The sequence below is a fragment of the Variovorax paradoxus genome, assembly GCF_040544635.1.
GTDB lineage: Bacteria > Pseudomonadota > Gammaproteobacteria > Burkholderiales > Burkholderiaceae_C > Variovorax > Variovorax paradoxus_R.
Genome location: NZ_JBEPKJ010000001.1, coordinates 694,938 through 720,634, shown reverse-complemented (window position 1 = coordinate 720,634; position 25,697 = coordinate 694,938). Strand labels below are relative to the sequence as shown.

Annotated in this window: 25 protein-coding genes; 15 read left to right on the top strand and 10 right to left on the bottom strand. The window is 67.3% G+C overall.

From position 1 onward, the window contains the following. Positions 1 to 204 precede the first annotated feature (204 nt). On the bottom strand, positions 205 to 1,833 hold the full coding sequence (locus ABIC94_RS03490) for a GMC family oxidoreductase (RefSeq protein ID WP_354371330.1): 1,629 nt from the start codon (positions 1,831 to 1,833) through the stop codon (positions 205 to 207). 134 nt (positions 1,834 to 1,967) lie between these two features. On the opposite strand from ABIC94_RS03490, the gene ABIC94_RS03485 reads away from it, so the two are divergent. The 6 genes from ABIC94_RS03485 to ABIC94_RS03460 all read left to right on the top strand — a co-directional run bounded on the left by ABIC94_RS03485 (position 1,968) and on the right by ABIC94_RS03460 (position 6,956). Then, a complete protein-coding gene (locus ABIC94_RS03485; protein ID WP_354371328.1) occupies positions 1,968 to 2,876 on the top strand; it encodes a LysR family transcriptional regulator in 909 nt (302 codons plus the stop codon). A 148-nt stretch (positions 2,877 to 3,024) separates the two neighbouring features. Beyond that, the gene (locus ABIC94_RS03480) at positions 3,025 to 4,194 is read left to right on the top strand and encodes an MlaE family ABC transporter permease (protein WP_354371327.1); all 1,170 of its coding nucleotides are present in this window, start codon (positions 3,025 to 3,027) and stop codon (positions 4,192 to 4,194) included. After that, complete coding sequence (locus tag ABIC94_RS03475) at positions 4,191 to 5,009, top strand: ABC transporter ATP-binding protein (protein WP_354371326.1); 819 nt, start codon at positions 4,191 to 4,193, stop codon at positions 5,007 to 5,009. Before ABIC94_RS03480 ends, ABIC94_RS03475 begins: the two co-directional genes overlap by 4 nt. A gap of 13 nt (positions 5,010 to 5,022) precedes the next feature. Next, complete coding sequence (locus ABIC94_RS03470) at positions 5,023 to 5,994, top strand: MlaD family protein (protein ID WP_354371324.1); 972 nt, start codon at positions 5,023 to 5,025, stop codon at positions 5,992 to 5,994. A gap of 10 nt (positions 5,995 to 6,004) precedes the next feature. Next, a complete protein-coding gene (locus ABIC94_RS03465) occupies positions 6,005 to 6,682 on the top strand; it encodes an ABC-type transport auxiliary lipoprotein family protein (protein ID WP_354371322.1) in 678 nt (225 codons plus the stop codon). 52 nt (positions 6,683 to 6,734) lie between these two features. Then, positions 6,735 to 6,956 (top strand): hypothetical protein, encoded by a 222-nt coding sequence (locus ABIC94_RS03460; protein WP_157611485.1) that lies wholly within the window; start codon positions 6,735 to 6,737, stop codon positions 6,954 to 6,956. Between the two features lie 7 nt (positions 6,957 to 6,963). Here the strand turns inward: ABIC94_RS03460 and ABIC94_RS03455 are convergent, their stop codons facing one another. Both ABIC94_RS03455 and ABIC94_RS03450 read right to left on the bottom strand, forming a co-directional pair. After that, entirely contained in the window at positions 6,964 to 7,716 is a 753-nt protein-coding gene (locus ABIC94_RS03455) for an SIR2 family NAD-dependent protein deacylase (RefSeq protein WP_354371321.1), read from the bottom strand. Continuing rightward, a complete protein-coding gene (locus tag ABIC94_RS03450) occupies positions 7,713 to 8,576 on the bottom strand; it encodes an IclR family transcriptional regulator (RefSeq protein ID WP_354371319.1) in 864 nt (287 codons plus the stop codon). The genes ABIC94_RS03455 and ABIC94_RS03450 overlap by 4 nt, the downstream gene beginning before the upstream one ends. A gap of 144 nt (positions 8,577 to 8,720) precedes the next feature. Here ABIC94_RS03450 and ABIC94_RS03445 point away from each other — a divergent pair, with 144 nt between their 5' ends. From ABIC94_RS03445 to fahA, 5 genes are all read left to right on the top strand, one after another. Then, complete coding sequence (locus ABIC94_RS03445; RefSeq protein WP_354371318.1) at positions 8,721 to 9,689, top strand: MBL fold metallo-hydrolase; 969 nt, start codon at positions 8,721 to 8,723, stop codon at positions 9,687 to 9,689. A gap of 133 nt (positions 9,690 to 9,822) precedes the next feature. Continuing rightward, positions 9,823 to 11,463, top strand: a complete 1,641-nt coding sequence (locus tag ABIC94_RS03440; protein ID WP_354371317.1) for an FAD-dependent oxidoreductase — start codon at positions 9,823 to 9,825, stop codon at positions 11,461 to 11,463. A gap of 8 nt (positions 11,464 to 11,471) precedes the next feature. Beyond that, positions 11,472 to 11,666 (top strand): DUF2783 domain-containing protein, encoded by a 195-nt coding sequence (locus tag ABIC94_RS03435; protein WP_354371315.1) that lies wholly within the window; start codon positions 11,472 to 11,474, stop codon positions 11,664 to 11,666. A 47-nt stretch (positions 11,667 to 11,713) separates the two neighbouring features. Then, complete coding sequence (hmgA, locus tag ABIC94_RS03430; protein ID WP_354371314.1) at positions 11,714 to 13,024, top strand: homogentisate 1,2-dioxygenase; 1,311 nt, start codon at positions 11,714 to 11,716, stop codon at positions 13,022 to 13,024. A gap of 40 nt (positions 13,025 to 13,064) precedes the next feature. Continuing rightward, positions 13,065 to 14,333 (top strand): fumarylacetoacetase, encoded by a 1,269-nt coding sequence (fahA, locus tag ABIC94_RS03425; RefSeq protein ID WP_354371312.1) that lies wholly within the window; start codon positions 13,065 to 13,067, stop codon positions 14,331 to 14,333. 46 nt (positions 14,334 to 14,379) lie between these two features. Here fahA and mrdA read toward each other — a convergent pair whose 3' ends face one another. The 4 genes from mrdA to ABIC94_RS03405 form a co-directional block, all read right to left on the bottom strand. Next, a complete protein-coding gene (mrdA, locus tag ABIC94_RS03420; protein ID WP_354371310.1) occupies positions 14,380 to 16,347 on the bottom strand; it encodes a penicillin-binding protein 2 in 1,968 nt (655 codons plus the stop codon). A 54-nt stretch (positions 16,348 to 16,401) separates the two neighbouring features. Then, positions 16,402 to 16,923 (bottom strand): rod shape-determining protein MreD, encoded by a 522-nt coding sequence (gene mreD, locus ABIC94_RS03415; protein WP_354371308.1) that lies wholly within the window; start codon positions 16,921 to 16,923, stop codon positions 16,402 to 16,404. Then, positions 16,920 to 17,894, bottom strand: coding sequence for a rod shape-determining protein MreC (gene mreC, locus ABIC94_RS03410; RefSeq protein ID WP_354371306.1), 975 nt, complete (start codon positions 17,892 to 17,894; stop codon positions 16,920 to 16,922). Before mreC ends, mreD begins: the two co-directional genes overlap by 4 nt. Positions 17,895 to 17,977: 83 nt before the next feature. After that, on the bottom strand, positions 17,978 to 19,021 hold the full coding sequence (locus tag ABIC94_RS03405) for a rod shape-determining protein (RefSeq protein ID WP_007833435.1): 1,044 nt from the start codon (positions 19,019 to 19,021) through the stop codon (positions 17,978 to 17,980). 212 nt (positions 19,022 to 19,233) lie between these two features. On the opposite strand from ABIC94_RS03405, the gene gatC reads away from it, so the two are divergent. Genes gatC through gatB form a run of 3 tightly spaced genes read left to right on the top strand, consistent with a single transcriptional unit; the run spans position 19,234 to position 22,545 of the window. Continuing rightward, positions 19,234 to 19,533: an Asp-tRNA(Asn)/Glu-tRNA(Gln) amidotransferase subunit GatC gene (gene gatC / locus ABIC94_RS03400; protein ID WP_354371304.1), complete on the top strand. Its 300-nt coding sequence runs from the start codon at positions 19,234 to 19,236 to the stop codon at positions 19,531 to 19,533. Further along, positions 19,530 to 21,053: an Asp-tRNA(Asn)/Glu-tRNA(Gln) amidotransferase subunit GatA gene (gene gatA / locus ABIC94_RS03395; RefSeq protein WP_354371302.1), complete on the top strand. Its 1,524-nt coding sequence runs from the start codon at positions 19,530 to 19,532 to the stop codon at positions 21,051 to 21,053. Before gatC ends, gatA begins: the two co-directional genes overlap by 4 nt. Position 21,054: 1 nt before the next feature. After that, complete coding sequence (gene gatB / locus ABIC94_RS03390; RefSeq protein ID WP_354371300.1) at positions 21,055 to 22,545, top strand: Asp-tRNA(Asn)/Glu-tRNA(Gln) amidotransferase subunit GatB; 1,491 nt, start codon at positions 21,055 to 21,057, stop codon at positions 22,543 to 22,545. 21 nt (positions 22,546 to 22,566) lie between these two features. Here the strand turns inward: gatB and ABIC94_RS03385 are convergent, their stop codons facing one another. Then, positions 22,567 to 23,265: a DUF4124 domain-containing protein gene (locus ABIC94_RS03385; protein WP_354371299.1), complete on the bottom strand. Its 699-nt coding sequence runs from the start codon at positions 23,263 to 23,265 to the stop codon at positions 22,567 to 22,569. 10 nt (positions 23,266 to 23,275) lie between these two features. After that, the gene (pyrE, locus tag ABIC94_RS03380; protein ID WP_354371298.1) at positions 23,276 to 23,959 is read right to left on the bottom strand and encodes an orotate phosphoribosyltransferase; all 684 of its coding nucleotides are present in this window, start codon (positions 23,957 to 23,959) and stop codon (positions 23,276 to 23,278) included. 12 nt (positions 23,960 to 23,971) lie between these two features. Between pyrE and ABIC94_RS03375 the strand changes: the two genes are divergently transcribed. Continuing rightward, positions 23,972 to 24,775 carry an exodeoxyribonuclease III gene (locus ABIC94_RS03375; protein WP_354371297.1) on the top strand — a complete coding sequence of 268 codons (804 nt, stop codon included), beginning with the start codon at positions 23,972 to 23,974 and terminating at the stop codon, positions 24,773 to 24,775. Between the two features lie 8 nt (positions 24,776 to 24,783). Here ABIC94_RS03375 and ABIC94_RS03370 read toward each other — a convergent pair whose 3' ends face one another. Then, positions 24,784 to 25,692 (bottom strand): LysR family transcriptional regulator, encoded by a 909-nt coding sequence (locus ABIC94_RS03370; RefSeq protein WP_354371295.1) that lies wholly within the window; start codon positions 25,690 to 25,692, stop codon positions 24,784 to 24,786. Between the last annotated feature and the right edge of the window lie 5 nt (positions 25,693 to 25,697).

Here is a 25,697-nt window from a genome sequence, read left to right as displayed (position 1 = left end):
GCCAGCGGGTGCGTTATACGGAGCGGTCGTTGATCAGCGGAACACCCAGAGCGTGTCCAGGTGCACAGGCCACCGGGTGCTCCCCGCAGCGAAATAAAGGAGGAGCCGAAGGCGGGGGACATTCGCGGAGGGGAGTACCCGGTGGCCTGTGCACTCGCCCTGGACAGCAGCGCCTCGAACACACAGCCCCAACAAGCAAACGCCTCAGCGATTCGCTTCCAGAATCCACCCCGCAGCCTTCTCGGCCATCATCAACGTCGGGCTGTTCGTGTTGCCGCTCGTGATGGTGGGCATGGCGCCCGCGTCGACCACGCGCAGCCCCTGCACGCCGCGCACACGCAGTTTCGAATCGAGCACCGCCATCGGGTCGCCGTCGGCGCCCATCTTGGTTGTGCCCACCGGATGGAAGATGGTGGTTGCGATATCGCCGGCCAAGCGCGCCAGGTCTTCGTCGCTCTGGTACTGCACGCCGGGCTTCCATTCCTCCGGCTTGTACTTGGCGAGTGCGGGTTGCGACGCTATGCGGCGCGTCACGCGCAGCGAATCGGCGGCCACCTTGCGGTCCTCGTCCGTGCTCAAGTAGTTGGGCGCAATGGCGGGCGCGTCCTGGAAGCGCGGGCTCTTGATGCGCACGGTGCCGCGGCTCGTCGGATTGAGGTTGCACACGCTCGCCGTAAAGGCCGGAAAGCTGTGCAGCGGTTCGCCGAAGGCGTCGAGCGACAGCGGCTGCACGTGGTACTCGAGGTTGGGCCACTCGTGCTCGGGCGAACTGCGCGTGAAGGCGCCGAGCTGCGAAGGCGCCATGCTCATCGGCCCGCTGCGCTTCATCAGGTATTCGAGACCGATCTTTGCCTTGCCATACATCGACGAGGCCAGCACGTTGAGCGTGGGCGCGCCGTTGATCTTGTAGACCGCGCGAATCTGCAAATGGTCTTGCAGGTTGGCACCCACGCCGGGCGCGTCGACCACCACATCGATGCCGTGCTGGCGCAGCAGCTCGGCCGGGCCGATGCCCGAAAGCTGCAGGATCTGCGGCGAGCCGATGCTGCCGGCACACAGCACCACTTCGCGCGTGGCATGCGCGGTGATCATCTCGTGGCCGTCCCACACCTGCACGCCGGTGCAGCGCTGGCTGCCGTCGGGCTGGGTCTCGATGATCAACTTGGTGACGTGCGCGTTGACCCACATCTCGAAATTGGGCCGGCCATAGCACACAGGCCGCAAGAAGGCCTTGGCCGTGTTCCAGCGCCAGCCGTTCTTCTGGTTGACCTGGAAATAGCCGACGCCTTCGTTGCTGCCGCGGTTGAAGTCGGTGCTGTGCGGCACACCGGCCTCCACGGCGGCTTCGGCGAACGCGTCGAGGATGTCCCAGCGCAGCCGCTGCTTCTCCACGCGCCATTCACCGCCGGCGCCGTGCAGCTCGTCGGCGCCGAGGTAGTAGTCCTCGTGCTTCTTGAAGTCGGGCAGCACGTTCTGCCACTTCCACCCATCGTCGCCCGTAAGCTGCGCCCACTGGTCATAGTCGCGCGATTGGCCGCGCATGTAGATCATGCCGTTGATGCTGGAGCAGCCGCCCAGCGTCTTGCCACGCGGATAGCGCAGCGTGCGCCCGTTCAGGCCCGCATCGGGCTCGGTGCTGTAGAGCCAGTCGGTGCGCGGATTGCCGATGCAGTAAAGGTAGCCCACCGGAATGTGGATCCAGTGGTAGTCGTCCTTGCGGCCGGCCTCGATCAGCAGCGTGCGCTGTTGCGATTTGCGGGTCAGCCGGTTGCACATCAGCGCACCGGCCGTGCCGCCGCCGATGACGATGTAGTCGAATGTGTTGTCGCTCATGGCGCCTGCTTGTCTCCGGGGAACGATATTTTTGATGCTCATGGGCCCTCCGCGGGCCTGTTGGGCAAGTTTCGCCCAAGCTGCCGGCAAAAAGCCAATGATTTTGGCGCGATTGGCTTATAAATCGCTCTTATATGACTGCCGCCGCCTTGGACCTCCAGATTCTGCGTGCCTTCGTTCTCGCGGCGCGCGAGGGCAGCGTGTCGCGCGCGGCCGAGCGGCTGCACCTCACGCAGCCGGCGGTGAGCCTGCAACTCAAGCGCCTGGCCGAAGAAACCGGGCTCCAGCTCTTTACACGAACGCCGCACGGGCTGGCGCTCACGGCCGACGGAGCCGCGCTGCTACCGCAGGCCGAGCGCGTGCTCTCGGCCGTGGGCGACCTGCAGCAGGCCGCGCGCAACCTGCAGGGCACGGTGCGCGGGGCGCTGCGCATCGGCACCATCCTCGACCCGGAGTTCACCCGGCTCGGCGTGTTCCTGCGCGAGCTCGTCGAATCCGCGCCGCAGATCGAAACCGAGTTGCGCCACGGCATGAGCGGCACGGTGATGGCCCAGGTGCTGCGCGGCGAGCTCGACGTGGGCTTTCATCTCGATACGGACGACGACGGCGATGCCGCCACGCCGCCGCTGCTCGCGGCGCGCACGCTCACCCGCTTCACCTACCGCGTGGTCGCGCCCGCGGGCTGGGGCCCACAGGTGCTGGGCCGCGACTGGAAGACGCTGGCGGCATTGCCCTGGCTTGCCACGCCGCCGGAGTCCGCGCACCACCGGCTGCTCGGCAAAGTGTTCGGCCCCCTCGGGCTTTCGCCGCGCCGCGCGGCGCTGGTGGACCAGGAAGCCTCGATGCTCGACTTGCTGAAGTCAGGCGTGGGCCTGAGCCTCTTGCGCGACTCCATCGCCATTCGCGAGAGCCAGTCGCACGGCCTGGTGATGGCCGACCGCGTACAGCTGGACTGCGCGCTGCGCTTCGTCTCGCTGGCAGCGCGGCGCAACGAGCCGGTGATCGCGAGCGCATGGAACGCGCTGGCGCGGGCCTGGAATTGATCGGAACAGGGCCGCAAATGATCGTTCGGACGGCGTTCCGCCCTACGCAAAGCGAAGGCGCAGCGTACGGAAAAAGACGATTCATCCGGTTACGATGCGCCCTTTCCGACCGCTTCTTTTTTCTTACTCCGCCCTGCCCCGCCGCACCATGCCCATAGCAACTTCGCCTGCCGACGACGCATCCGCCGCCGGCAGCGTGTTGCCGCGCATCGAGCAGCGCGAGCAGGACGGCCGCAGCTGGACCGTGGCCAGCGGCCGCTGGACCACGCTGGCCATGTCGTCGCGGACCGCGTGGCAGGCCCTCGAGAAAGACCTGGCAGGCGCACCGCCCGCGGACGACCGCGCCTGGGACCTTCGCCCCATCGAGCAGCTCGACCACATCGGCGCGCAGTTGCTGTGGGAACACTGGCGCCACAACTGGCCGGCCACGCTCGAGATGTCGCCGCAGCACAAGGCGGTGCTCGACCAGGTGGCCCAGTACACGGTCGGAACGCCCGAGGAGCCGCCGCCCACGCTGGCCGAGCGGGTGCGGCATTTCTCGCACACCGGCGCGCGCGCGCTGGAAGTGATGCGCGATTTCGTAGGGCTTGTCGGCCAGCTCGCACTCGACGTGGGCACGCTCCTGCGCGCGCCGCATCGCGCGCCCTGGCGCGATTTTTCGGGCCACCTCTATCAGTTCGGCGCCACGGCGCTGCACATCACGGCGCTGGTCGGCCTTCTGATCGGCGTGGTGCTGGCCTACCTCATCTCGCAGCAGTTGCGCCAGTACGGTGCCGAGGCGTTCGTGGTCAACATCCTCGGGCTGTCGCTGATCCGCGAGCTCGGGCCGGTGCTTGCCGCGGTGCTGATCGCGGGGCGTTCCGGGTCGGCCATCACGGCGCAGATCGGCGTGATGCGCGTGACCGAAGAACTCGACGCCATGCGCGTGATGGGCATTCCGCACGGCTTCAGGCTGGTGATGCCGCGGGTGCTGGCCCTGGCCATTGCGATGCCGCTGATCAGCCTGTGGACGTCGATGGCGGCGCTTGCGGGTGGCATGTTGGCGGCTGATGCCGCGCTTGACATTTCACCCGCCTACTTTCTATCGGCCCTCCCTCGCGCGGTGCCGATCGTCAATCTTTGGCTCGCACTCGCCAAGTCGGCGGTGTTTGGCATCTTGATTGCGCTGATCGGCTGCTACTTCGGCATGAAGGTGAAACCCAACACCGAGAGCCTGGGGCGCGGCACGACCTCGTCGGTGGTGACCTCGATCACCGCGGTGATCCTGGTGGACGCGCTGTTCGCGGTGCTGTTCAAGGGCGTGGGGTTTAGAGCATGAGCGATTCGAACAGCGTGGTCGATATCCGCAAGCTCTGGACGGTATTCAAGAGCGCCGACGGCGAGGTCGTGGTGCACCGCGACCTCGAGCTGCGCATCGAGCGCGGCGAAGTGCTGTCGCTGGTCGGCGGCTCGGGCACCGGCAAGACCGTGCTGCTGCGGCAGATTCTCGGCCTTGAAAAACCCTCGAAGGGCACCGTCGAGGTGCTGGGCCGGGCACCCGGCGAGCTCAGCGCCAAGGGCGCGGCCAACGTGGGCATGCTGTTCCAGCACGGCGCGCTGTTCTCGGCCTTCAGCGTGCTCGAGAACATCGCCTTTCCGCTGCGTGAGCTCAAGCTGCTGCCCGACGAGCTGATCCGCAACGCGGCACTGGTCAAGCTGCAGATGGTGGGCCTGGAGCCCCGGCACGCCAACATGAGCCCCGCGGACCTGTCGGGCGGCATGATCAAGCGCGTGGCGTTGGCGCGCGCGCTCATCATGGACCCGCCGCTGCTGCTGCTGGACGAACCCACGGCGGGCCTCGATCCCGAGGCCTCCGACAGTTTTTGCGACCTGCTGCGCGGCCTGCACCGCGAACTGGGCCTGACGGTGGTCATGGTCACGCACGACCTGGACACGCTGTTCGACCTGAGCACGCGCATCGCGGTGCTGGCCGACCACAAGGTCATCGTCAGCGGCTCGGCGCGCGAAGTCATCGCGTATCCGCATCCGTTCATTCACGAATATTTTCTGGGAGGGCGCGGCCAGCGCGCCCTGGAGGCCCTTCATGACAAACCCTCCAACGCCCCGCCGCCATCCGCCGGCGCGGCCCACTGAAAGGTAGCCACACATGGAAAACAAAGCCCATGCCCTCGCCGCCGGCGCCTTCGTGCTCGGCCTCATCGCCGTGCTCGTGGGGCTGGTGGTCTGGTTCACGCGCGACAACACCGTGCGCAACATCTACGAGCTCTCCACGCGCGACGCGGTCAGCGGCCTGCAGCCGCAGGCCATGGTGCGCTACCGGGGCATCGCGGTCGGCAAGGTGACCTCGATCGACTTCGACCCCAAGACCCGCGGCAATGTGCGCGTGCGCATCACGGTCGACCAGCGCGTGCCGCTCACCACCTCGAGCTTCGCCACGCTGAGCTACCAGGGCGTGACCGGCCTGGCCTTCATCGCGCTGGACGACAAGGGCGAATCGAGCGTCGCGCTCGCGCCGAACAACGACGATCCGCCGCGCATTCCGCTCAAGCCCTCGATGCTGGCGCAACTGCAAGACCGCGGCGAAGCCATCATCAACCAGGTCGACGAGGCGACGAAGCGCGCGAACCGGCTGCTCGGCGACGACAACCAGAAACGCGCAGCCGAGGCACTGGAGAACATCGCGGCAGCCTCGGCCAGCGCCAACACGCTCCTGAAGCAACTCGACAACACCGTGAAGACCGGCCTGAATCCGACGCTCGCCGCGCTGCCCGGCACGCTGTCTTCGGTAAAGACGGCGGCGGGCGACGTCTCGCGCGTGGCCAACAACTTCAACACCACCGTGGGCCGCCTGAATGCGCCGGATGGCCCGATCGAACGCCTGGGCGACGGCACCAAGGCGCTGGCGCAAGCGGTCGATTCGTTCAACTCGGCCACGCTGCCGCGCGTGAACCGGGTGGCCGACGACACCTCCCGCGCCGTGCGCCGGCTCGGCCGTGCGGCCGACGGCATCAACGACAACCCGCAATCGCTGCTGTTCGGCAACGGTGGCACCGCCGCGGGACCCGGCGAGCCGGGCTTCTCCGCGCCGCCCGCCACCACGTCCCTCGGACGCCCCTGAAGTGATGACCATGAAGAACGCCATTCACCCCCGTCCGCTCCTTGGTTCTGGTCTCGGTCTCGGCTTGGGTCTCGGCCTTGCGCTGCTGCTCGCCGGCTGCGGCGCGCTGCCCGACAAGCCCGCGCGCGCCACGCTGTACGACTTCGGGCCCGGCCTTGCCGCATCGGCCACGGCCAATCCGCCCGCAACCGCATTGCCCACGCTCGCGCTGGCCGAAATCGAGAGCAACACACGGCTCGACGGCACGCAGATTCTTTACCGGCTCGGCTATGCGGATGCCAACGAACTTCGTCCCTACGGGCAGTCGCGCTGGAGCCTGCCGCCGGCTCAGCTGCTGCGCCAGCGGCTGCGCGATGCGCTCACCGAGCGGCGCACCGTGCTCGGCCCGGAAGAAAGCGCGACCATCGCGCGCACCGAGGGCCGGGTGCCCGACACGCTGCGCATTTCGCTCGACGAGTTCAGCCACTATTTCGAATCGGCCGGCAGCAGCGTGGGCCTGGTCCGCCTGCGCGCCACGCTGATTCGCGGCACCACGGCCGGTGACCGCGTGCTGGGCCAGCGCACCTTCACCGTGCGCCGGCCGGCACCGAGCGCCGATGCACCCGGCGGCGTGAAAGCGCTCGCCGCGGCCACCGATGCCGCCGTGGCCGACGTCGTGCAATGGGTGGATCAGTTGCCGCGGCAGTAAGCTCTGCTTCGGCTCGACAGTGCCCTACCAACAACCCCGAGGAGACCTCACCATGAACGCAACACGCATCGCCGGCATCCTGCTCATCGTGGCCGGTATCGCGGGCCTCGGGCTCGGGGGCTTCAGCTTCACGAAGGAAACGCACCAGGCCAAACTCGGCCCGCTGGAGTTCTCGGTGAAGGAGAAGCAGCAGGTCAACTTCCCCGCCTGGGCGAGCGTGGCCGCCATCGTGGTGGGCGGTGCGCTGGTGCTGTTCGGCGGCAAGAAGAGCTGATCGACCCCTAGGGCGGCGAGCCGCCGAGCCCCGCCAGCAACTGCGGCAGCAGGGTTTCGGATGGCCCGCGCAAGACCACTGCCGCCGCATCGTCCAGATGCGGCAACGGCTCCATGTTGAGCGTGATCAGTTGGCAGCCGTGCGCCATCGCCAGCTGCGGCAGTTCGGCCGCCGGATAGACGATGGCCGTGCTGCCGACCACCATGAACACGTCCGACTCCTGCGCCGCCGTCTGCGCATCGAGCAGCACGCCGTGGTTCAGCATTTCTCCGAACATGACCACGTCCGGCCGGGCCCGCGAGGCGCAGCGCATGCAGCGGTGAAAGGGCCAAGGCCCCTGGCGGTTGCCGCAGTGGTCGCAGCGCCACCGGCGCAGCGAGCCGTGCAGTTCGAGCACGTCCAGCCCGCCGGCCAGCGTCAGCAGGCCGTCGACGTTCTGCGTGACCAGGCGCGTGGCGGGACGCAGCCGCTGCAGCAGCGCGAGCGCGGTATGCCCCGGGTTCGGCGCCGCATCTTCTACGGTGGAAAGCCGCTGGGCCCAGAAGCGCGTGAAACCCGCCGGATCGCGCTGCAAGTCTTCGGCGTGCGAATACTGCAGCGCGTTCTGGTTCATCCAGAGACCGTCGGTGTCGCGGTAGGTCGGAATGCCCGAAGCCCTGGAAAGGCCCGCGCCGGAGAACACGACGATGCGTCGGGCGGCGCCCAGCAGGGCAATGGCGGATTCGATGGGGGGTGTGGAAAAAGCAGTGCCCAGGGTCATGGATCCAGATGTGCGGAAGCGTTCCTTCCGGCCGACGTTGCACCCAGCCGCTCGGAGACCGTGCCCGCGCAGGCCTTGAGCGCGCGTGCGATTTCGCCGTCCCAGGCGGTGTCGAAGATGGCCGCCGGGCCGATGGCCGTGACCGACAGCACGATGGCGCCCGTGTGGTCGAATACCGGCGCCGACATGGCGCTGACGCCCTCGATCACCTCGCCTTCCGAGCGGCTGATGCCATGCGCCCGCACTTCCTGCAGCTGGCGCTCGAACTCGCTCCACGAAGGCAGGGGCGGTTGCGGCGGCATGCCGGCTTCTGCGGGCTGCTCGCCGGCCTTGCGCTGCTTCTGCCGCTGGCGCTCGGCGTCGAGCAGTTGCCGCACCGTTTCGGCGTCGAGGTAGGCGGCGAACACGCGGCCCGAGGCCGTGTTGGTGAGAGAGAACACCGTGCCGTGCCGCATGTTCACATGCACCGGCGACGGCGACTCGGCCGTGCGGACGATGGTTGCGCCGCGCGCCCCCCAAACCGCCAGCGCCACCGTATGGCCGATGCGCTGGGCCACCTCGGCGATGAGCGGCGTCGCAATGTGCACCGGGTCGGCCTGCTGCAGGCTGATGAGCCCCAGTTGCAAGGCCAGCGGGCCGAGCAGATAGTGGCCGCTGGCGCGGTCCTGCTCGATCAGGCCCAGCCGCCCGAAGCTCACCATGTACGGGTGAGCCTTGGCGGCCGTCATGTCGGCTTCGCGCGCCAGGTCTTTCAGCGCCATCGGCCGGCCGTGGTGCACCAGCGCGCGCAGCAGCTGGCCACCCACTTCGATGCTCTGGATGCCGCGCTGGGCGGCGCGGTCGGTGTCATTGGCTGCCATGGCCCGCCTTGGCGTCTGATTGTTCGTTCATGAAGAAGGGATTAGACATTAACCGATCTCGGGTTTACACTTCGATGATTCGTTAACCGCGAATTCATTTGCTTTAGACGAATCAAAATTTCGATCCACCGACGGAGACACACGATGAGCCAAGCCAAGAAGTTCGCCAGCCAGGCCGACCTGGAAGAAAAGAAGATCACCTTCAGCCAGATCTCGGAGCACGCCTGGGCCTACACGGCCGAGGGCGACCCGAACACCGGCATCGTCATCGGCGACGATTGCGTGCTGGTGGCCGACACCCAGGCCACCCCCGCCATGGCCGCCGACGTGGTGCGCCGCATCCGCGAGGTGACCGACAAGCCGATCAAGTACGTGGTGCTGACGCACTACCACGCGGTGCGCGTGCTGGGCGCGGCCGGGTATTTCGAAAAGGGCGCCGGGCACATCCTGGCCAGCCAGGACACGCGCGACCTCATCGTGGAGCGCGGCGAACAGGACAAGGCCAGTGAAATCGGCCGCTTTCCACGCCTGTTCCAGAACGTGGAAACGGTGCCGCCAGGCCTGACCTGGCCCACCATGACCTTCACCGGCAAGATGACGCTGTGGCTCGGCAAGCTCGAGGTGCAGCTGATCCAGCTGGGCCGCGGCCACACCAAGGGCGACACGGTCGTCTGGCTGCCCGAGGAGCGCACGCTGCTGTCGGGCGACCTGGTCGAGTTCGGCGCCACGCCGTATGCGGGCGACGCCTACTTCCAGGACTGGCCGCAAACACTGGACAACATCGCGGCGCTGAAGCCCGCCGCGCTGGTGCCGGGCCGCGGCGCCGCACTCACCACCCCGGCCGAAGTGGCCGAGGGCCTGACCGGCACGCGCAACTTCATCTCCGACGTGTACGCCAGCGTGCAAGAGGGCGTGAAGGCCGGCCGCGACCTGAACACGGTCTACAAGGACACCTACGCCAAGCTCAAGCCCAAGTACAGCCAGTGGGTGATCTTCGACCACTGCATGCCGTTCGACGTGAGCCGCGCGTACGACGAAGCCTCGGGCCATGCCGACCCGCGTGTGTGGACGGCCGAGCGGGACGTCGAGATGTGGAAGGCGCTGGAAGGCTGATCGGTTTTTCTCCCTCCCCTTCCGGGGGAGGGTTGGGGTGGGGGCACGCGGCGCCAATTTCGAGCGCAGCCAGCCCCCATCCCAACCTTCCCCCAGCGGGGGAAGGAGCAATACAAAGACACGGAGACAAAACGTGATCGACTATCAAAGCCTGCGCTTCGACTACAAGCGCCACGCCGACCAGGACGCGGCCACGCCCGCCCACCACCCGGTGGTCGTCGTCGGCGCCGGCCCGGTCGGCCTCACGCTGGCCATCGACCTCGCGCTGCGCCAGGTGCCGGTGGTGCTGCTCGACAACGACAACACCCTCTCCAGCGGCTCGCGCGCGATCTGCTTCGCCAAACGCACGCTCGAGGTGTTCGACCGCCTGGGCTGCGGCGACCGCATGGTCGACAAGGGCGTGTCGTGGCACGTGGGCAAGGTGTTCTTCCACGACGAGCAGGTCTACCGCTTCGACCTGCTGCCCGAGCCTGGCCACGAGCGGCCGGCCTTCATCAACCTGCAGCAGTACTACGTCGAGGGTTATCTCGTCGAGCGCGCCGCGGCGCTGCCGCTGATCGACTTGCGCTGGAACAACAAGGTGACGGGCATCGAGCAGCGCGACGACGGCGCCGTTCTCAACGTGGAGACGCCCGAGGGCGAATACCGGCTGCAAGCCGGCTACGTTGCCGCCTGCGACGGCTCGCGCTCCAACCTGCGCCAGCTGCTGGGCCTCGAAGCCAAGGGCCGCGTGTTCCGCGACCGCTTCCTGATTGCCGACATCACCATGGACGCGCAGCTCCCGACCGAGCGCCGCTTCTGGTTCGACCCCTCGTTCCACCCCGGCCAGAGCGTGCTGCTGCACAAGCAGGCCGACGGCATGTGGCGCGTCGACTTCCAGCTCGGTTGGGACGTCGACCCGGTGGAAGAACGCAAGCCCGAGAACATCACGCCGCGCGTGCGCGCGCTGCTCAACAGCATCGGGTTCGAGGGCGTGCAGTTCACCATCGGCTGGGCCAGCGTCTACACCTTTGCCTGCCAGCGCATGGAGCGCTTCCGCCACGGCCGCGTGCTGTTCGCGGGCGACTCGGCGCACGGCGTGTCGCCCTTCGGCGCGCGCGGCGCCAACTCGGGCGTGCAGGATGCGGACAACCTCGCGTGGAAGCTCGCGGCCGTGCTCGAGGGCGAGGCACCCGATGCCCTGCTCGACAGCTACGCGAGCGAGCGCGAATTCGCAGCCGACGAGAACATCCGCCACTCCACGCGGGCCACCGACTTCATCACGCCCAAGAGCGACGTGAGCCGCCTGTTCCGGGATGCGGTGCTGGAGCTGACGAAACGCCATGCCTTCGCGCGCACGCTGGTCAACAGCGGGCGGCTCTCGGTGCCCGCTGTGCTGCGCGATTCGCCGCTCAACACGCCCGACGCCGATGCCTTCGCCGGGGCGATGGTGCCCGGCGCCGCGGCGGCCGACGCGCCCATCGTGCGCGCCGACGGAAGCACGAACTGGTTGCTGCGCGAATGCCATGCGGTGCAGTTCACTGCGCTGGTGTTCGGCACCGGTGACGCGGCCGAGCGCAGTGTGCAGGCGCTGAAGGCATGCGACTTTCCGCTGCACATCGTGCGCGTGGAAGCCGCAACGTCCGGAGGCGAATTCGCCATGCGGCGCTACGACGCACAGCCCGGCACCATCTACCTGCTGCGGCCCGACCAGCATGTGTGCGCGCGCTGGCGGCACCCCACGGCGGCAAACGTTCGCGCCGCCATCGACCGAGCACTGGCAAAAAAGGGATGAACCGTACCATGCAACAACACCTGATCACCGCGCCGAACCTCGAAGCGCCCGACGACTTCTACGAGGCGCTCATCGAGGCCCACCAAGGGCTTTCCACCGAGGAAAGCCACGCCTTCAACGCACGGCTCGTGCTCGTGCTGGCCAACCACATCGGCTCGCCGGCCGTGCTGCGCGAGGCCTTCGAGGCCGCGCGCAGCAATTGAGCGCCGCACGCCATCCAACCTCATCGCGCTTTTCGAAAGAGAACACCATGACCCAAGCTTCCGCCAACGACGATCGGCGCTACCTGAGCGGCTTCGGCAACGAGTACGCCTGCGAAGCCGTTCCAGGCGCCCTGCCGCAGGGCCGCAACAACCCCCAACGCGGGCCGTTCGATCTCTACACCGAGCTGCTCTCAGGCACCGCCTTCACCGCGCCGCGCCACGAGAACCGCCGCACCTGGCTCTACCGCCGCCAGCCTTCGGTGGTGTCGGGACGCTACCAACCCTACGCCCAGCCGCATTGGACGACCGGCGCCGACCGCGGGATCGCGCTGCCGCCCGAGCCCCTGCGCTGGCACCCGATGCCGCTCGACGGCGCGGCCGAAGTGGACTTTATCGACGGCATGCACACGGTGGCCGCCAACGGCGATGCCGAATCGCAGGTCGGCATCGGCTCGCTGATGTACCTTGCGGGCCGCTCGATGGAACGCCGCGCCTTCGTCAATGCCGACGGCGAGATGCTGCTGGTGCCGCAGCAGGGCCGCCTGGTCATCACCACCGAACTGGGCGTGCTCGACGTGAAGCCCGGCGAGATCGCGGTGCTGCCACGCGGCATGGTGTTCAAGGTGGCATTGCCCGACGGAATCTCGCGCGGCTATGTCTGCGAGAACTACGGCGCGCATTTCCGCCTGCCTGAACTGGGACCCATCGGCTCGAACGGCCTGGCCAACGCACGCGACTTCCAGGCGCCCGTGGCCGCTTTCGAGGAAAACGGCGGTGCCTATGAACTCGTCAAGAAATTCGGCGGCCGCTTCTGGAAGGCACCGACGAAGCAGTCGCCCTTCAACGTGGTCGCATGGCACGGCAACCTGGCGCCGGTGAAGTACGACACGGCGCACTTCATGGCGATCGGCTCCATCAGCTTCGACCATCCCGATCCCTCGATCTTCACCGTGCTGACCTCGCCCAGCGACACGCCGGGCACCGCGAACTGCGATTTCGTGATTTTCCCGCCGCGCTGGATGGTGATGGAAAACACCTTCCGTCCGCCATGGTTCCATCGCAACCTCATGAGCGAATTCATGGGCCTGGTGCTCGGCGAGTACGACGCCAAGCCGGGCGGCTTCAAGCCTGGCGGCGCGAGCCTGCACAACTGCATGGTGCCGCACGGGCCCGACGAGGAAGCCTTCGACAAGGCCACGCATTCGGACCTGAAGCCGCACAAGCTCGACAACACGCTGGCCTTCATGTTCGAGAGCCGCTACCGCTTCATTCCGACGAACTTCGCGCTGCAGAGTCCTGCGCTGGACACGGACTACGCCGATTGCTGGGCCGGCCTTAAAGACCAGTTCAAGCCCTGACGGCCGACGAGCAGACGCCACACCTAAAGAAAGACATTCCATGACCGCACTCAACGCCACCCATGACCCGAAGCTGCGCAGCTGGGTTGCCTCGGCCAATGAAGCCGGCTGCGACTTCCCGATCCAGAACCTGCCTTTCGGCCGCTTCCGCGCGTCGGGCAGCAGTGAGGCTTTCCGCATCGGCGTGGCCATCGGCGACCAGGTGTTGGACCTGAAGGCTACAGGCCTCGTCGATCCCGACGACATGAACGTGCTGATGAGCGCGAGCGTGAAAGACCGCCAGGCCCTTCGCGCCGCAATTTCGATGGGCCTCGCCGAAGGCAGCGACAAGCAGGCCGCGTGGGCGAAGGCGCTGCTGCCGCAGGCCCGGGCCGAGCTCACCGTGCCCTGCCGCATCGGCGACTACACCGACTTCTACACCGGCATTCACCACGCCACCACCATCGGCAAGCTGTTCCGCCCCGACCAGCCGCTGATGCCCAACTACAAGTGGGTGCCCATCGGCTATCACGGGCGCGCCTCGTCGATCGGCGTGAGCGGCCAGGTCTTCAAGCGCCCGCAGGGGCAGACCAAGGCGCCGGATGCGGCCGAGCCCAGCTTCGGCCCTTCGAAGCGGCTGGACTACGAGCTGGAACTGGGCTTCTTCATCGGCCGCGGCAATGCGCTCGGCGAGCCGATTGCCCTTGGCGAGGCCGAAGACCACCTGTTCGGCGTGACGCTGCTCAACGACTGGTCGGCGCGCGATCTGCAGGCTTGGGAATACCAGCCGCTCGGCCCCTTCCTCTCGAAGAACTTCGCGAGCACGCTCTCGCCGTGGATCGTGACGATGGAAGCGCTGGCGCCGTTCCGCGCCAGGTTCGAGCGGCCCGCGGGAGACCCGCAGCCGCTCGCGTACCTCGATGCGCCGTCGAACCGCGAAAACGGCGCGCTCGACATCACGCTCGAGGTGCTGCTGCAGACCGCGAAGATGCGCGCCGCAGGTGAGGCGCCCGCACGCCTCACACGCGGCAACACCACCGAAGCCGTCTACTGGACCGCCGCGCAGCTCGTCACGCACCACACGGTGAACGGCTGCAACCTGCAGCCCGGCGACCTGCTGGGCTCGGGCACGCTCTCGGGCCCCAAGCCCGACGAAGCCGGCTCGTTGATCGAACTCACGCTGGGCGGCAAGCAGCCGATCACGCTGCCCAATGGCGAGAAGCGCACGTTCCTTGAAGACGGCGATACGCTGGTCATGCGCGGCTACTGCGAGCGCGCGGGCGCGGTGCGCATCGGCCTGGGTGAAGTTGCCGGAACCGTGATCGCCTGAGGTCTGCGTGTTGTCCCCTCTCCCTCTGGGAGAGGGAGAAAAACCGTCATGGCGCGGTCGCGGCGGTGCCGGCTGCCGGCCACGCCACTTCGCTCGCCACGCGCGGCTTGCCGATCGGCGCGCCGGCCTTGCCGATCCTGACGGCGGCCATGTCGGCCTCGCTCGGGTACTGGTCCATCAAGACATAGTCGAACACCCGGCGCGCAATGGGCGCCGCGGCGCCGGCACCCCAGCCGGCGTTCTCGACGATCACCGCAAGGGCGATCTTCGGGTTGGTGGCAGGTGCAAAAGCCATGAACAGCGCGTGATCGCGCTGGTGCTCTTCGAGCGCACGGGCGTTGTACCTGGTGTTCTGCGCTTGCGTCACCGCCTGCGCCGTGCCCGTCTTGCCCGCCGCCTGGTAGCCCGCACCGGCAAACACGCTGCGCGCGGTGCCGCTGGTCACCACGCTGGTGAGGCCTTCACGGATCACCGCGACGTTGGCGGCGGTGTAGCCGAGGTTCTCGGCCGGCGGCTGCGGCAGCGGCGCCACCTCCCCGCTCACCGTGTTGCGCGTGGCCAGCACCAGATGCGGCTTGTGCTTCATGCCGCCGTCGGCCACGATGGCCGTAGCCTGCGCGAGCTGCAGCATGGTGAAGGCGTTGTAGCCCTGGCCGATGCCCAGAGAGATGGTCTCGCCCGCATACCATTTCTTCTGCTCGGGCCGCTTGTAGGCGTTGCGCTTCCATTCGGTGCTCGGCAGCACGCCGCGCACTTCGCCGCCCAGGTCGATGCCGGTGATCTGGCCGAAGCCGAGCGGCTTCATGAAGTCGTGGATCAGGTCCACGCCCATCTCGTTGGCCAGCGAGTAGTAATAGATGTTGCTCGACACCTGGATCGAGCGCCGCATGTCCACGCCGCCCAGGTTGCCTTCGGGGCTGCCGAAGCGGTGGCCGCCGAAATTGAAGTAGCCGGGGTCGTTCACCACCACGCTGGCGCCGCGCTTGCCGGTTTGCAGGGCAGCCATGGCCATGAAGGGCTTGTAGGTCGAGCCGGGCGGGTAGGTGCCGCGCAGGGCGCGGTTGAGCAGCGGCTTGTCGAGCGATTCGCTGAGCTCTTTCCAGCTCTCGGTGTCGATGCCTTCGACGAACAGGTTGGGGTCGAAGGTGGGCTTGCTCACGAAGGCCAGCACCTCGCCGGTCCTGGGGTCGATGGCGACCAGCGCGCCGCGGCGGTCGCCGAACATGTCTTCCACCAGCTTCTGAAGCTTGATGTCGAGCGACAGCATCACGGTATTGCCCGGCGTGGCCGGATGGCTCGCGAGCCGGCGCACGGCGCGGCCGCCGGCCGAGGTTTCCATCTGCTCGACGCCGGTCTGGCCGTGCAGCGTCTTCTCGTAGCTTTGCTCGATGCCGAGCTTGCCGATGTAGTCGGTGCCCTTGTAGTTGGCCTGGTCTTCCTCGGCCCAGTCTTCCATCGCGGTCTTCTCGCGCTGGTTGATGCGGCCGATGTAGCCGAGCACGTGCGAGGCGATCTCGCCGTGCGGATAGTTACGGAACAGCCGCGCCTTGATTTCCACGCCCGGAAAGCGATAGCGCTGCGCCGCGAAGCGGGCCACTTCCTCGTCGCTCAGGCGGGTGCGGATCGGAATGGAGTCGAAGCTGCGCGAATCCTCGCGCAGGCGCTTGAAGCGGCGGCGGTCGCGCGGCGAGACCTCGAGCACCTGCGTCAGGCTTTCGATCGTTTCCTCGACATCGCCCACCTTGGAAGGCGTGATTTCCAGCGTGTAGGCCGAATAGTTCGAGGCCAGCACGATGCCGTTGCGGTCGAGGATGAGGCCGCGGTTGGGCACCACGGGCACGATGGCCGTGCGGTTGCTCTCGGCCTGTTCCGCCAGGTCTTCGTGCCGCACCACCTGCAGGTAGAACAGCCGCGAGCCGAGCAAACCGAAGGCGAACAGCACCACCATGCCGATCACGATCACGCGGCGCTTGAAGCGCGCGAGGTCGGCGGCAACGTTGCGGATTTCAGTCATGGCGGCGTGAGCTTAGGCGCGTGCAAGTGCTTTTGGCAAATGCGAGGCTGGGCCTTATAGGGGACGGTTCTCGTCCGGTTCCGGGGTGCGCAGCTGCGGCGCGAGCAGCAGCGCCGTCGCCAGCGGCCACAGCGCGGCCTCGATGGCCGGCGAGATGAGCACCGTCCAGCCCGGAAACACGCCGCCGCCGATCATCCGCGTGACCACCTCGATCAATTGGGACAGCGCAAAGAGCGGCAGCACCTGCAGCGCCTGCGACGCCACCGGGTACCAGAGCAGGCGACGGTGGATGGTGATCGCGAAGAAGCCCAGCGTGGTGTACGAGAGCGCATGCTGGCCCAGCATGGAGGCCTGGTGCACGTCCATGCACAGGCCGAACACGAAGGCTGCGCCAATGCCCACGCGCATCGGCTGGTGCACGCCCCAGAACACGATGGCCAGCGCGAGCAGGTCGGGCATCCATGCGGCACGGCCGATCGGAATCATGTTGATGAGCAGCGCCACGACGAGGCTCGACCACATGAAGAGCGGGCTGACGGGCAGCAGAAGCTGCTGCTGGCCGGGACGTTTGATCATCGGGCGCGCTCCGCGGCTTTCTTCTCGGCCTTGTCCGCCTTGTCCGTCTTGGAGGTGGGCTTGGACTCGGGCTTCTTGCGCCCCGCCGCAGCGGGCGCCGCAGGCGGTGCCGCGGGCGCTCCCGTGGGCGCCAGAACCAGCACGTAGCGCGCGGCCGTCACGTGGGCCAGCGGCACGCAGTAGATGCGCGCAAAGGCCGAATCGGCGCGGCGCTCGATGCGCTCGATCTTCGCGACCGGCAGGCCGGGCGGATAGACGCCGTCGACACCGCTGGTGGAGAGCAGATCGCCTTCCTGCAGGTCGGCATTGGCGGCCATGAAGCGCAGCTCAAGTCCGGCGCTGTGCGCCGACGCGTCGCCGAAGGCCACGCTGCGCACGCCGGTGCGGGTGTTCTGCACGGGAATGGAAAGGTCGCGGTCGATGACCAGCGTGACCTCGCTCGTGAAGGGCTGCACCTGCGTCACCTGGCCGAGCACGCCGTAGGCGTCGATCACCGGCGAACCGGCGGCCACGCCCTGCGTGAGCCCCTGGTCGATGACGATCTTGCGCGTGTACGGGTCGGCGGCGTCGTAGAGCACCTCGGCCGCGCGGCCGGGCGCCTGGGTGGTCTGGCGCAGCTCGAGCAGCGCACGCAGGCGCGCGTTGTCCTCCGCGAGCGTGTCGGCCTGGCTCGCGCGCTCCGCCTGCAGCATGAGCGCCTTGCGGGCTTCCTGCTCACTGTGCTGGGCCGCCTGCAGGTCTTCGAAGTAGCGGCTGCCGCCGACCACCATCTGCACCGGCTTGAGCGCCAGCCACTGCACCGGATAAAGCACCGCGCCGACGGCCGCGCGTATCGGCTGCACGAGATGGAAGCGCGCATCGGCCACCATCAGGAACAGGGCCAGCGCACCGAAGAAAATCAGCTTGCTCAGGGCCGACTGCCCCTGGTTGAACAGGGGTGGGGCTGTGCGATCGAGCGTGCCCAAGGGCATGGTTCAGACCTGGCTGCGCAACGTCAGATGGCAAAAAGGCCGGCCTGCACACGCAGAGCCGGCCGATGATGGCGGTAGCGCATTCACTCGCTCGTGAAGATGCTTCCCAAGCGGTCCATGCGCTCGAGAGCAATGCCGCAACCGCGCACCACGCAGGTCAGCGGGTCTTCGGCCACCAGCACCGGCAGGCCGGTTTCCTCGGCCAGCAGGCGGTCCAGGTCGCGCAGCAGCGCGCCGCCGCCGGTCAGCATCATGCCGCGCTCGGCGATGTCGGCGCCCAGCTCGGGCGGCGTTTGCTCCAGCGCGTTCTTCACGGCCGAGACGATGTTGTTGAGCGGATCGGTCAGGGCTTCCAGCACTTCATTGCTGCTGATGGTGAAGCTGCGCGGCACGCCTTCGGAAAGGTTGCGGCCCTTGACTTCCATCTCCTTGACCTCGGAGCCCGGAAAGGCCGAGCCGATGTTCTTCTTGATGACTTCGGCCGTCGGCTCGCCGATCAGCATGCCGTAGTTGCGGCGGATGTAGTTGATGATGGCTTCGTCGAAGCGGTCGCCGCCGACGCGGACCGAGCCCTTGTAGACCATGCCGCCCAGGCTGATGACGCCCACTTCGGTGGTGCCGCCGCCGATGTCGACCACCATCGAGCCCGAAGCCTCGCTGACGGGCAGGCCGGCGCCGATGGCCGCGGCCATGGGTTCTTCGATGAGGTAGACGGAGGTGGCGCCCGCCGCCTCGGCCGCGTCCTTGATGGCGCGGCGCTCGACCTGGGTCGAGCCGCAGGGCACGCAGATGATGATGCGCGGGCTCGGCGTGAGCAGCGTGCGCGGGTGCACCATCTTGATGAACTGCTTGATCATCTGCTCGGTGATCACGAAGTCGGCAATCACGCCGTCCTTCATCGGGCGGATGGCCTCGATGTTGCCCGGCACCTTGCCCAGCATGGCCTTGGCTTCGCGGCCGACGGCCTGGATCACCTTCTTGCCGTGCGGACCGCCCTCGTGGCGGATGGCGACCACGGAGGGTTCGTCCAGCACGATGCCCTTGTTACGGGCAAATATCAGTGTGTTGGCGGTGCCGAGATCAATCGCAAGGTCGGTGGAAAAGTACCGACGGAAAGCTCCAAACATGTGCGGAATCCTCTGGAGCACGCCTGCGCATCGGCAGGTCGTCGCTCTGTTTTTGGTCGTTTGACGGGGTGAATTGATCGTTTTTGGCGCAAAAGCCGGCGCGTTCGCGGGGGTTGCGGCAAAGGCGGGATAATACCCGAATCCCCTCTGAATCCCGTGTTAGCACCCCTTCCGGCGTGCGATTACTTCCGGTTTTTTAGCCGGTTCGACCCATGTCACTTTCCGCTTCAGATATTGCACGCATTGCCTCGCTGGCAAGGCTACAGCTTGCTTCCGACGAAAGCGAGCGCATGCTCAGCCAGATTAACGGCTTCTTTGATTTAGTCGAACGTATGCGTTCGGTCGACACCGCCGGCGTCGAGCCGCTGGCGCATCCGGTGGCCGCCATCGAGGACATCACGCTGCGTTTGCGCGACGACGTGGTGAGCGAGCCCAATAACCGCGAAACCAACCAGAAGAGCGCCCCGGCCGTCGAAGCCGGCCTGTTTCTCGTGCCGAAGGTGATCGAATGAGCGGCGAATTGCATCAAATGGGCGTGGTCGCCCTGGCCAAGGCTTTGGCCGACCGCAAGGTTTCCGCCGTCGAAACCGCGCAGGTTTTCCTCGGCCGCATGAACGCCCACCAATCGCTTGGTACTTTTGTCGACGTGAACGAGGAAGTCACGCTGGCACAGGCCCGCGCGGCCGACGCGCAGCTTGCCGCCGGCAATGCCCCAGTGCTGGCCGGCGTGCCGATTGCGCACAAGGACATCTTCGTTACCACCGATTTCGCCACCACCGCCGGCTCGAAGATGCTCGCGGGCTACCGCTCGCCCTTCGACGCCACCGTGGTGCGCCGCCTGGCCGAGGCCGGCGCGGTCACGCTCGGCAAGCTGAGCTGCGACGAGTTCGCGATGGGCTCGGCCAACGAGAACGTCGCCGTGCCCGCCGTGGGCCACGACAAGGCCGTGCCGGTGCAGAATCCCTGGAACCGCGAACGCATTCCCGGCGGCTCGTCGGGCGCCAGCGCGGCCGCCGTTGCGGCGCGCCTGGCTCCCGCGGCCACCGGCACCGACACCGGCGGCTCGATCCGCCAGCCGGCCTCGTTCTGCGGCGTGACCGGCATCAAGCCGACCTACGGCCGCGCCTCGCGCTACGGCATGGTGGCGTTCGCATCGAGCCTCGACCAGGCCGGCCCCATGGCCCGCTCGGCCGAAGACTGCGCGCTGCTGCTGTCGGCCTTCTGCGGCCCCGACCTGGACCGCGACTCGACCTCGCTCGACAAGCCCGCCGAGAACTTCGGCCGTTCGCTGAACGATTCGCTCGAGGGCCTGCGCATCGGCGTACCGAAGGAGTTCTTCGGCGAAGGCGTGGCGCCCGGCGTGCGCGCCGCCATCGATGCGGCGCTATCGCAGTACGAGAAGCTCGGCGCCAGGCGCGTCGAAGTGACGCTGCCGCTCACCGAGCTGTCGATTCCGGTGTACTACATCCTCGCCGCGGCCGAAGCCTCGAGCAACCTGAGCCGCTTCGACGGCGTGAAGTTCGGCCACCGCGCAAAGCAGTACAAAGACCTGGGCGACATGTACGAGCGCACACGCGCCGAAGGCTTCGGCGACGAGGTGAAGCGCCGCATCATGATCGGCACCTACGTGCTCTCGCACGGCTACTACGACGCCTACTACCTGCAGGCGCAGAAGGTACGCCGCATGATCGCCGACGACTTCCAGCAGGCCTTCAAGCAGTGCGACGTGATCGCCGGTCCGGCCGCGCCGACCACCGCATGGAAGATCGGCGAGCACGGCGGCGACCCCGTGGCCGACTACCTCGCCGACATCTTCACGCTACCTGCATCGCTCGCAGGCCTCCCGGGCATGAGCGTGCCCGCAGGCTTCGATGACAGCGGCATGCAAGGCTCGAAGCAGGGCATCGGCAAGCCGATGCCCGTGGGCCTGCAGCTGATCGGCAACTACTTCGGCGAAGCGAAGCTGTTGAACGCGGCCCACCGCTTCCAGCAAGCCACCGACTGGCACATGCGCACGCCGGAGGGCTTTTGAGATGAGCGAACCCGTGAACACATTCGAAGCACAACAACAGGGCCGCCCGACCGGCCCGCTGGTGCGGGGCTATGAAGTCATCATCGGCTTCGAGACGCACGCGCAACTGTCGACCGCGAGCAAGATCTTCAGTCGCGCCTCCACCGCCTTCGGCGCCGAGCCCAACACGCAAGCCTGCGCGGTGGACATTGCGCTGCCCGGCACGCTGCCCGTGATGAACAAGGGCGCGGTCGAACGCGCCATCAAGCTGGGCCTCGCGCTCGGCTCGCACATTGCGCCGCGCAGCGTGTTCGCGCGCAAGAACTATTTCTACCCCGACCTGCCCAAGGGCTACCAGATCAGCCAGTACGAGATTCCCGTCGTGCAGGGCGGCTCCGTCTCGTTCTTCCTCGGCGAAGAAAAGAAGACCGTGCGCCTGGTGCGGGCCCACCTCGAGGAAGACGCGGGCAAGTCGCTGCACGAAGACTTCATCGGCCAGAGCGGCATCGACCTGAACCGCGCCGGCACGCCATTGCTCGAAATCGTGACCGAGCCCGACATGCGTTCCACCGCCGAAGCCGTGGCCTATGCGCGCGAGCTGCACAAGATCGTCACCTGGATCGGCATCTGCGACGGCAACATGCAGGAAGGCAGCTTCCGCTGCGACGCCAACGTGTCGGTGCGCAAGCCCGGCGAGAAGCTCGGCACGCGGCGAGAAATCAAGAACCTGAACAGCTTCAAGTTCATGCAGCAGGCCATCGACTACGAGATCAACTCGCAGATCAACGAGCTGGAAGACGGCCGCAAGATCGAGCAGGCCACCGTGCTGTTCGACCCCGACACCGGCGAGACGCGCACCATGCGCACCAAGGAAGACGCGGCCGACTACCGCTACTTTCCCGACCCGGACTTGCCGCCGCTCGCCATCGAACCCGAATGGATCGAGCGCGTTCGGGCCACCATGCCCGAACTGCCGCGCGCCATGGCCGAGCGCTATGTGCGCGACCACGGCATGTCGGAATACGACGCGGCACAGCTCACGCAGAGCCCCGCGCTCGCACGCTACTTCGACGACGCGGTGAAAGCCGGCGCAACGCCCAAGCTCGCCAGCAACTGGATTACCGGTGAGATGGCGCGCCGCCTGAATGCACAAGAAATCGGCATCGAAGCGGCACCGGTCACGGCGCAGCAGCTGGCGCAGATGGTCGGGCGCATTGCCGACGGCACGCTGCCCAACAACGCGGCGCGCCAGGTGTTCGATGCGCTCTGGACTGGCGAAGGCAGCGATGTCGACGCCATCATCGAAGCCAAGGACCTGAAGCCCATGAGCGACGCCGGCGCGCTCGACAAGATCCTCGACGACGTCATCGCCAAGAACCAGAAGAACGTCGACGAATACCGCGCCGGCAAGGAAAAGGCCCTGAACGGCCTCGTGGGCCAGGTGATGAAGGCCAGCGGCGGCAAGGCAAACCCCGCGCAGGTCACCGAACTCTTGAAAGCCAAGCTGGCCTGACCGGCGCCCGCCGGCGGCGGGCTACTTGCCGCCGCCGTTCTGGGGGGACCAGATCTGCTTGAGGCGCGAGCGCTCCTCGTCGAAGCGCGCATTCACGCGCTTCTTCTCGTCTTCCTGCTCGCCGATGAAGCGGTTCTGCACCGCCACGCTCTGCGCGTTGTCCTCGAGCTTGCGGCGCACCGCGCCCGGCGCCTTGCTGACGTCGTGCTTGTAGAACTCGAGTTCCTCGTCGATCTTCTTGCGGTCTTCAGCGAGTTCGGCCAGACGCTTCTGTGCGGCCTGGATCACTGCGTCGACCTGCACCAGCGCCTCCTTGCGCTCCCGTTCGTGCACGGTCACGTTGGGGTAGCGCACCAGCAATGCACGCTCGCGCCGGCGCTCGTCGATCAGGCGCGTGGCCTGCAACGCCGCCTCGCGGGCCCGGTCTTCGCGCTCGGCCAGTTCGCGCGCGGTGTACGTCGGCTCGATCTTGCGTCGCGTGGTGCCGCTCGGGCTCAGCTCGCGCTGCTCGCGGTCGATGCATTCGGCAATCGGCCGGTCGGCCGTGAGCGTGCGGCCGCGGGCGTCGGTGCAGGAATAGATGGCGGGCGGCGCCGGCGCGGGCGCGGGCTGTGCCGGCGCTGCGGCAGGCAGCAGCGCCACCATCAGCAGCAACAGCGGCGGCGGCGCCCAGATGGCCGCGAAGGGCCGGGCCGTCTGATCGAGCTTGCGCACAGGCATGAGATGGGTCTCAGTTGGCGCCATAGCGGGCGCGGTAAGCGAGCACGCGCTCACGGTGCGCCCCGAGGTCGGCGGCGGCGTTGCCAGACAGGTAGTTCAAGAGGTCGTCGAGCGTGGCAATGGCGACCACCTTCAGGCCCAGCTGGTTGCGCACGTACTGCACCGCGCTGTGGTCCACGTCCACGCCGTTCTCGGTCGCTTTCTCCTGCCGGTCGAGCGCAATGGACACTGCGTGCGGGGTAGCGCCGGCGGCTTCGATGGCCGCAATCGATTCGCGCACCGCGGTTCCGGCCGACATCACGTCGTCGACGATGAGCACGCGGCCCTTGAGCGGCGCGCCGACCAGGTTGCCGCCCTCGCCGTGGGCCTTGGCTTCCTTGCGGTTGTAGGCAAAGGGGTAGTTGCGCCCGCGCCGGGCCAGTTCGGCTGCCACCGTGGCGCCCAGCGGGATGCCCTTGTAGGCGGGGCCGAAGATCATGTCGAACTCGACACCGCTCTCGATCAGCCGGTCTGCATAGAATCCGGCGAGACGCGCGATCTTGGCGCCGTCGTCGAAGAGGCCCGAATTGAAGAAGTAGGGGCTCAGGCGGCCGGCCTTGGTCTTGAACTCGCCGAAGCGCAGCACGCCTGCGTCGAGTGCGAACTGGACGAAATCCTGCGCCACCGCACTGCTTTCCACACCATCTACAGCCATCGGAATTTCCTTGTGTTCAAACTGACCAGCCTCAATCTCAATGGCCTGCGTTCGGCCGCCACGAAGGGGGTGGCGGACTGGGTGGCCGAACTTGCGCCGGATTGTATTTGCATGCAGGAGATCCGGGTGCAGGCGAGCGACATCGAGGGCCGCTTCGAGGAAATGGCCGGTCTCAAGGGCCATTTCCATTTCGCCGAGAAAAAAGGCTACGCCGGCACCGCCATCTACACGAAGCATGCGCCAAGCGCCGTGGTGGTGGGCTGGGGCGACGCCGAATTCGACGCCGAGGGCCGGTACCTCGAACTGCGCTTCGACACGCCCAAGCGCAAGCTCTCGATCATCAGCTGCTACTTTCCGAGCGGCAGTTCGGGCGAGGAGCGCCAGGAAGCCAAGTTCCGCTTCCTGAAGGGATTCTTTCCGCACCTCACCGCGCTCAAGAAGGAGCGTGAATTCATCCTCTGCGGCGACATCAACATCGCGCACAAGGAAATCGACCTCAAGAACTGGCGCGGCAACCAGAAAAACAGCGGCTTCCTGCCCGAGGAACGCGCCTGGATGACCCGCCTGCTCGACGCCGGCACCGACGGCGCGGGCTTGGTGGACGTGTACCGCACGCTCAAGCCCGACACCACGGCCGAGGCCTACACCTGGTGGAGCAATCGCGGCCAGGCCTACGCCAACAACGTGGGATGGCGGCTCGACTATCACCTGGCCACGCCGGCGCTCGGCGCGCTGGCGCGCACCGAGCAGATCTACAAGACCATCAAGTTCTCGGACCACGCGCCGATCACGGTGGACTACGACTTCACGCTCTGATTGCCCTGTCAGCGTGACAGCGCGGGCAGCGCCTTCTCCAGCGTCGCGACGAAGGCCTGTATCGCTTCGGTCTCGTGCGCACCGCGCTTGGCGATGCGGTAGAAGTCCAGCCCCACCTTCGGCTTGACCAGCACGTCGGTGCACACGCGGTGCCTGCGGCAGGCTGCGAGCGCGAAGGTCGGCATCACCGCGGTGCCGAAGCCGGCCTCGATCATCGAGATCAGCGTGCCGAAGAAATTGAAGGCGGGCCGCTGCGCATCGGCACGGCCAATGGTGGCCAGGTGCCGGTCGATCACCTTCTGGATCGGGTTGCCCGGCGGCAGGCCGATGAGTTCGGCCGTGCGCAGCGCGGACCACGGCACGGTGCCGATGGCCGGTGTTTCATCGGCCTCCTTTGCAGACGGCGCCACGCGCATCAGGTGAAAGCGCCCGACCGGCGTGCGCTCCAGACCCGCCGCCGCCTTGAAAAAGAAGCCGAGACCCAGATCGGCATCGCCGGCCGCGACCATGGCCTCCACATCGCGCAGGTCCGCATCGAAGAGACGCAGGCTCACTTGCGGATTCGCTTGCCGGAAGGTGCTGAACACCTGCGGCAGCAGGTGCGACGACACCAGCGGCGTGGCCGCGATGCGCAAGGTCTGGCGCGCCTCGTCGCCCTCCGCGCCGAGCTGCGCGGCCACGTCGTCGAGGTCGGTGACCAGCCGCTCCACCACCGGCAGCAAGCGCCGCCCCGAGGGCGTGAGGCTCACCATGCGCGTGGTGCGATCGAAGAGGCGGCAGCCCAGTTGTCGCTCCATCTCGCGGATCAGGATGCTCAGCCCCGCCTGCGTGATGTGGGCCTGCTCGGCCGCACGCGTGAAGTTGCCCAGCCGTGCCACCTGCAGGAAAGCGCGCATCTGGCGGGTCGAGAGGTTCATAAGGA